Source organism: Mycobacterium sp. (genome assembly GCF_050701675.1).
Taxonomy (GTDB): domain Bacteria; phylum Actinomycetota; class Actinomycetes; order Mycobacteriales; family Mycobacteriaceae; genus Mycobacterium.
In genome coordinates this window covers 1-1829 of record NZ_JBOGDD010001017.1, presented here as the reverse complement: position 1 = coordinate 1829, position 1829 = coordinate 1, and the positions used below count along the sequence as shown (strand labels likewise).

Here is a 1829-nt window from a genome sequence, read left to right as displayed (position 1 = left end):
GGCTAGTGAGCCCGGGCCCGTGGTATTCGATGATGCGGTTGACCCCGCCCGTGACGTCGTGGCGGCGGAGCATCTCGAGAATGACGTCCTTGGCCGAACACCATTCCGACAGTTCGCCTTCCAGACGCACACCCCACACCTCCGGCATGCGAAGATGCAGCGGTTTTCCCGCGATGGCGACCGCCACCTCCAGACCGCCCACGCCGATCGCGAGCATGCCCAGCGAGCCGGCGGCCGGGGTGTGGGAGTCCGAGCCGGCCATCGTCTTGCCGGGGATGCCGAAACGCTGCATGTGCGTCGGGTGCGACACCCCGTTGCCCGGTTTGGAGAACCACAGCCCGAAGTGCTGCGCAGCGGTCCGGAGGTATTCGTGGTCCTCGGCGTTCTTCTCGTCGGTCTGCAAGAGGTTGTGGTCGACGTACTGCACACTGACCTCGGTGCGTGCCCGCTCCAGATCCAGCGCCTCGAGTTCCTGCATCACCAGCGTGCCGGTGGCGTCCTGGGTCAGCGTCTGGTCGATGCGGATGGCGATCTCCTCGCCGGGAGTCATCTGGCCCGATTCCAGATGCGACTCGATCAACTTCTGGGTGACGTTTGCCGGCATTTCGAATCCTCCTGCCGTTGCCTGCACTGCTTGACGTCTTCCCGGTGTGCGATCGACCAAACGGGCCGCGAGCGAGTATTCGCGCTAGTTGCGTTTCGGCAGCGGAGCCTCTCAGCCCTGAGCCAGGACGGCGACGGGCTGCCATTGCTCCCAGGTCGCCAGGCGGCTCTCGTAATCCGTCTTGGCGATCTGCAGCGGCGCCTCGCCGAAGAACACCCGCAGCGGCGGCTTCTCGGCGTCGACGACCTTGAGGATCGCCCGTGCGGAGGCCTGCGGGTCGCCCTGCTTGCTGGTGCGCTGCTCGCGGAGCTTCTGTGCGTTCGCGTGTGCCTCGGCGTAGGCGGGGAGTTCGTCGGCCCTCTTCGACGACGAGCCGGCCCAGTCGGTGGAGAAGCCGCCCGGCTCGACGAGCGTGACGTGGATGCCGAACGCCTCGACCTCGTAGGCCAGCGCCTGCGAGAAGCCCTCCAGTGCCCACTTGGACGCGTGGTAGATGCCGACGTTCGCGAACGCGCTGATGCCGCCGATGGACGACACCTGGATGATGTGCCCGCTGCGCTGTTCGCGCAGGTACGGCAGCGCGGCCTGGGTGACCCACAGCGCGCCGAACAGGTTGGTCTCGAGCTGCGCCCTGGCCTCGGCCTCCGACAGCTCCTCGATGAAGCCGAACTGCCCGTAGCCTGCGTTGTTCACCACGATGTCGAGCCTGCCGAAGTGGTCGTGGGCCTGCTTCACGGCGGCGAAGTCGGCGTCGTGGTCGTTGACGTCGAGCTCGATCGGCAGCAGCGCCTCGCCGTACTTCGCGGTCAGGTCGTCAAGGGTCGAGGTGTCACGCGCGGTCGCCGCGACCTTGTCACCGCGTTCCAGGGCGGCGATGGCCCACTCCCTGCCGAAGCCTCGCGACGCTCCGGTGATGAACCAGGTCTTCTCAGCCATGCTTGCTCCTCTTAGTTCGACACGTCCCGTTGCAACGTCCTGTTGCACCGTCCTGAAGCAACACTGACGGCGATGACCCATTCCCGAAAGGGATGTGTTCACAGGTAGCTTTAATTCCGTGAGCCGCGCGACGTTGGAGAAGGACCCTCTTGAAGTCGCGTCGATGTTCGACGGGGTCGCACGCCGCTACGACCTGACCAACACGGTCCTCTCGCTGGGACAGGACCGCTACTGGCGCCGGGCGACGCGTTCGGCGCTGCAGATCGGCCCCGGCGACGCGGTGCTCGAC

The 1829-nt window shown here is 66.3% G+C and carries 3 protein-coding genes; 1 reads left to right on the top strand and 2 read right to left on the bottom strand.

Annotated features, from left to right (window positions below):
- Both ACRDUX_RS31265 and ACRDUX_RS31260 read right to left on the bottom strand, forming a co-directional pair.
- A partial coding sequence (locus ACRDUX_RS31265) for an aconitase family protein (protein WP_526419792.1) occupies nucleotides 1-604 on the bottom strand: 604 nt, incomplete at its 3' end.
- A 111-nt stretch (nucleotides 605-715) separates the two neighbouring features.
- Nucleotides 716-1540 (bottom strand): SDR family oxidoreductase, encoded by an 825-nt coding sequence (locus tag ACRDUX_RS31260; RefSeq protein ID WP_526419790.1) that lies wholly within the window; start codon nucleotides 1538-1540, stop codon nucleotides 716-718.
- Nucleotides 1541-1658: 118 nt separating this feature from the next.
- Between ACRDUX_RS31260 and ACRDUX_RS31255 the strand changes: the two genes are divergently transcribed.
- On the top strand, nucleotides 1659-1829 hold a 171-nt coding region (locus ACRDUX_RS31255; RefSeq protein ID WP_526419794.1), incomplete at its 3' end, for a class I SAM-dependent methyltransferase.